At 47.5% G+C, this 5,350-nt stretch carries 3 protein-coding genes and 1 pseudogene; all 4 read left to right on the forward strand.

The window, feature by feature from the left end; translation table 11 throughout:
• Positions 1–108 (forward strand): annotated as a pseudogene (locus N7974_RS20940) (IS5 family transposase); the annotation flags it as partial.
• Between the two features lie 19 nt (positions 109–127).
• Positions 128–2,089: a PAS domain-containing sensor histidine kinase gene (locus tag N7974_RS19980; RefSeq protein WP_262967292.1), complete on the forward strand. Its 1,962-nt coding sequence runs from the start codon at positions 128–130 to the stop codon at positions 2,087–2,089.
• Positions 2,090–2,105: 16 nt separating this feature from the next.
• On the forward strand, positions 2,106–2,558 hold the full coding sequence (locus N7974_RS19985) for a response regulator (RefSeq protein WP_262967290.1): 453 nt from the start codon (positions 2,106–2,108) through the stop codon (positions 2,556–2,558).
• 3 nt (positions 2,559–2,561) lie between these two features.
• Positions 2,562–4,880, forward strand: coding sequence for an HD domain-containing phosphohydrolase (locus N7974_RS19990; protein ID WP_262967291.1), 2,319 nt, complete (start codon positions 2,562–2,564; stop codon positions 4,878–4,880).
• Positions 4,881–5,350: the final 470 nt, after the last annotated feature.

Raw genomic sequence — 5,350 nt, forward strand, 5'->3', positions numbered from 1 at the left:
TTCGGTAAGCTCAAGCACTATCGCAGAATTGCTACACGATATGAGAAAAAAGCTATTAATTACATGGGGATGCTGTCATTTTCCTCGGTGCTTTTATGGCTGAGGTGAAACGTCAACAGAACCTAGCCTGTTCGAGTTAACTTCGGATTGTGTCTTCCTGATCAGTCCGAAACAGGATTTCAGGTTCGTATTTGTTAACGATGCTACCTGTCGGCACTTTGGCAGGGAGCGCGAGGAGCTGGTGAAATTGCGCATTCCTGACTGGAATCCCAACTTCAAGGATCAGGATGATCTTGATGCATTATGGCAAGATATTAAGACCAGAAAAGGTTTCTTATTCGAGACTGTCCACCGGGTCGCATCCGGCAGAGAAGTTCCAGTTGAAGTGTCGATGAACTATCTGTCGTATGAAGGCGATGAATATCTTGCCGGTTATTTCCACGACATTAGCGACCGCAAAAAACTGGAAGTCATTGCATCTCAAAATGCGGCCTCTCAATATGCCCGCAGCCTTATTGAAGCGAGTCTTGATCCGCTGGTGACCATCAGCCCGAAAGGCAAGATCATGGACGTTAACCAGGCCACTATGGTGGTGACCGGCGTAGAACGGCAACAACTCATCGGCAGTGATTTCAGCGATTACTTTACCGACCCGGATCAAGCCAAGGCGGGCTATCAAATGGTGTTTGCGCAAGGCCGTGTTACCGATTACCCGCTGACTATTCGCGATGTTTCGGGAAAGATTACCGAGGTCATGTACAATGCCAGCGTTTATCGAAACCCAATGGGGGAAGTCGCCGGGGTGTTTGCTGCCGCGCGTGATGTGACTGAGCTTAAACGATATCAAGAAGTGCTTTCCATTCATAGTCGTATCGCCGCTATCTTCGCTATGGCTGCTCATGACGAGCTATACAATGAGGTATTAGAGATTGTCTTAGCTGCGTTGCAGAGTCCCTTCGGTGTTTTTGGATACATTGACGAAGCGGCTGCAAACTTGGTGGCAACCATGAGCCGGCAAGCATGGGACAAGTGCCATGTTCCCGAGAAGACCATAATATTCCCCCGGGAAACTTGGGGGGACAGCAGCTGGCCAACTGCCATAAGGGAAAAGAGAGTTGTCTTCTCCAACGCATCTTCAACCAATATCCCGGAAGGCCATATCGGCATTCAAAGGCACATCAGTATGCCGATTATGTTCCAGGACAAAGCCATCGGCCTCTTTCAGGTGGCCAACAAGGAGACCGATTACACAGAAACGGACATAAGCACCCTGGAAGCTATAGCACAACAAGTCGCCCCCTTCCTGAACACGCGACTGCTAAACGATAGAGCTACCGAGACAATCCGCAAGTTCAATGATGATCTCGAACAACAAGTACAGAAACGCACAGCCGAGCTTAAAGCCGCCAACGCTGATCTGGAAAGTTTCAGCTACTCCGTCTCTCATGACTTGCGTGCCCCGCTGCGCGCCATTGATGGCTTCTCTACCATTCTGCGCGAAGACTATGCGACCCAACTGGATGCCGAAGGCCAACGGCTGTTTCAGGTAGTGAGTGACAACGCTAAAAAGATGGGGAAACTGATTGAAGACATCCTGTTTCTGTCCCGCGCCAGCCGTCATGAACTATTTATCAGCCCAATCGATATGAAGGCGCTGGCACAGGAAGTGTGGGACGAGCTGGCAGCCGATAGGACAGGACGCATTATTGACTTTCGCTTGACCGATTTACCGGCGGGCTACGCCGATATTTCAGCGCTTCGTCAAGTGCTCCAGAACCTGCTGGGCAATGCCATCAAGTTCACGCGTGGGCGCGAACCTGCCATTATCGAAATGGGCGGCACGGTGGAAGAGCAGGAAAATATTTATTTTATACGCGATAATGGCGCTGGTTTTGATATGACTTATGCCAACAAGTTGTTCGTTCTCTTTCAACGCCTGCACAGCATGACCGAATTTGAGGGCACAGGGGTGGGGCTGGCCATCGTCAAACGCTTCATCATTAAACACGGCGGCCGGCTCTGGGCAGAGGGTAAGCCGGGCGAGGGAGCTACCTTCTGGTTTACCCTGCCATCAACCATCAATAAATAGCCTGCGGAGTCAAAATATGGATAAGCAATATGAAATCGATATTCTTCTGGTGGAAGATAACCCCAATGATGCCGAACTGACTACACGGGCATTGAAAAAACACAATATGACCAACTCCCTGGAATGGGTGAAGGACGGCAAGGAAGCGCTGGACTTTCTATTCCTGCAAGGACACTACGCAACGCGTATCAACCATAAACCCAGGCTGGTGTTGCTGGATTTGCGCCTGCCAAAAGTAAATGGCCTGGAAGTATTAAAAGCCATCCGCGCCAATCCTGAAACTAAAATGATACCCGTGGTGATAATGACGTCATCCACGGAAGAACAGGATATAATTAACAGCTATAAACTGGGCGCCAACAGTTTTGTGTCTAAACCGGTCGACTTCAATGAGTTTATAAAAGTAGTGGCAAATCTTGGTTTTTACTGGACGCTCATCAACAAAGCTCCACCAATAAATGGAAGCTAAAGTATGACTAAATTATTGCGCATTCTGCATCTGGAAGATAGCCCGGCTGATGCTGAATTGATCAGGCATCTGCTACGTAAAGCGGGGCTCGATGTCACTTTGTTGCGGGTTGAAACCCGCGATCAGTTTGTAGCCCAACTGGAGGAGTTTAAGCCCGACCTTATTCTTGCCGATTACCATCTGCCGGAATTTGATGGACTGCAAGCTCTGGCGATTGCTCGGCAAAAAGTCCCGCTTATACCCTTTATTTTCGTTACCGGTATCATGGGTGAAGATATTGCAATAGAAACCCTAAAGAAGGGCGCAAGCGACTACATTATCAAGGACAGGTTGGCGCGGTTACCCACAGCCATCAAGCAAGCCCTGGAAAAACAACAGCAACTGACAAAGCGTGTGCAAGTAAAGCATGACCTTTTGGTTTCAGAAATTAAATTCCGCACCCTATTCGAGTCATCCGCCGATGCGATCCTGGTACAGAATGACTATGGTTTTATCGATTGCAACCCGGCTGCGCTGACCCTATTTGGCTGCACTACCCGCGCGGATCTGTTCGACCAATATCCTATCTTAAGTTATATGCGTAGCCCTTCTGCGGGTGAAGAGTCGTTGAGCTTACTTAACCAGCATATCGCTACGGCTTTAAAAAAAGGTAGCCACCGCTTCGAATGGACTTGTTACCGGTTGGACGGCGAAATATTTTTTATTGATGTCTCAATCGTCAACATGAAATGGGAAAATAAGAATGTACTGATGCTCACAATACACAACATTACACAATTCAAAATCCAGCAAGCCAAAATCCAACGCCTTACAAATATTTATGCCACCTTGAGTGAGTGCAATGAAGCCATCGTGCGCACTACCAACGAGACCGACTTATTCCAGATAATCTGCCGTGCCGTGGTAGAGCATGGCGGCATGAAATCTGCGTGGATCGGGTTGGTGGATGAAGCCACTCGGCACATTATTCCTGTCGCCTCTTATGGCGTTGCAACGGAGCTTATTCAAAACACCATGATTTCGTTGGATACCGATAATCCTGCTAATTATGACCCCATTGGTGCCTCGGTTCGGGAAAATCAAACCTTTTGGTGCCAAGATCTTCAGCAAGATACGACTACCGGTCTATGGCACAACTACGGTAAACGGTACCAATGGGGTTCCTTGGCAGCAATCCCCTTACACAAAAAAGACAACCTGGTAGGTGTCTTTACGCTGTTCGCCCAGGAAGCCAATGCGTTTGACTCGGAAGCACGCAAGTTGCTAAATGAAATGGCGGCGAACATAAACTATGCTCTGGATAACCTTGCTCATGAGTCCGAGCGTAAACTGAATGAATCAATCCTGAAAGATTCTGAGGCACGCTTCCGCATTTTGGTTGAACAATCCATCGCAGGTGTTTATATCATTCAGGAAGGAAAATTAATTTACGTCAATCCACGCTTTGCAGAGATTCTGGGCTATCCGAAAAGTGATGAATTACTTGGCCATGACCCGCTGGAGATTATTTCCACTAAGGATCGGCGCTTAGTCGAACATCATCTGCTCAAACTGAAGGAGGGGGTGGCTAAGGCCGAAAGTTATATATGTAGTGTGATGCATAAAGATGGTAGGGTGGTCGATGTTGGCATGAACACCTCGACAGCTTCTTATCAAGGAAGTACCGCTATCATCGGCTTGATGCAGGACATATCGGACAAGAAAGTTGCCGAAGAGCAGATCAAGCACTACGCCACGCAATTGCAAATCGTCTTTATGCAAACCGTCGGCTTGATTACCACGTTGAGCGAAATACGAGATCCCTACACCGCCGGCCATGAGCGGCGGGTGGCGAATATCGCCGGTGCCATCGGCATAGAGCTTGGGCTGGACGCTTTGCAAGTAGAAGGCTTGAAAGTGGGCGGCTATCTACATGACGTGGGTAAAACATCTGTTCCAATTGAGATACTCATCAAACCGGGCAAAATTAGCGCACTCGAATATGAAATAATCAAACTCCACCCAATGGCGGGCTATAATGTGCTGAAAGATGTTGATTTCCCTTGGCCGGTGGCGCAGATTGCCCTGCAGCATCATGAACGCATGGATGGCAGCGGCTACCCGCAAGGCTTAAAGGGTGACGATATTCTGTTGGAAGCACGCATCATGGCCATAGCGGATGTGGTCGAAGCGATGTCATCGCACCGGCCTTATCGGCCAGGAATCGGCATCGATGCCGCGCTTGCCGAAATCGAACGAGGACGGGGTGCACTCTATGATCCGGTAATAGCCGATATCTGCCTGAATTTATTCCACAATAAGGGATATATAATTCCGGATTAACCAGGTTCTGCTGACGTTTTTTCTAAAATATTAATCTATATTTTTCAACTAGATAAATTAAATAACGATTTTTTTAATCGTAATTCCGGCAAGAATTACCGTTAGTTAAAAGCCATGAATGGCATCCTATTGTCTGGATGCCAGCATTTATTAACGGCATGGCGATAACCCATTGATTTATTCTTTTTGAAATTTCAACAGAACCTAGTACTCAGTCAATCTTATAATGTCGGATAAAGTTTCTTCAGTTTTATCCGCGCATCCTCAGTGGTAAATCGCCATTTCATAGGGCGAGCAATAGCATTTCTTTTTCTTGCCACGCCAAAATTTCCTTTTTTAACCTTTCCTGAACCTGAATTCCGCCGACCAATCCTTTCCGTTACAGGAAGCCTTATTCCTACCCGGCCCTTATTTACCAAATTACAAGCCTGGGCGGTAAAGTGTATTCAAATTTTTCAAAAAATTTTATT

The organism is Methylobacter psychrophilus (genome assembly GCF_025583945.1).
GTDB classification, from domain to species: Bacteria; Pseudomonadota; Gammaproteobacteria; order Methylococcales; family Methylomonadaceae; genus Methylobacter_C; species Methylobacter_C psychrophilus.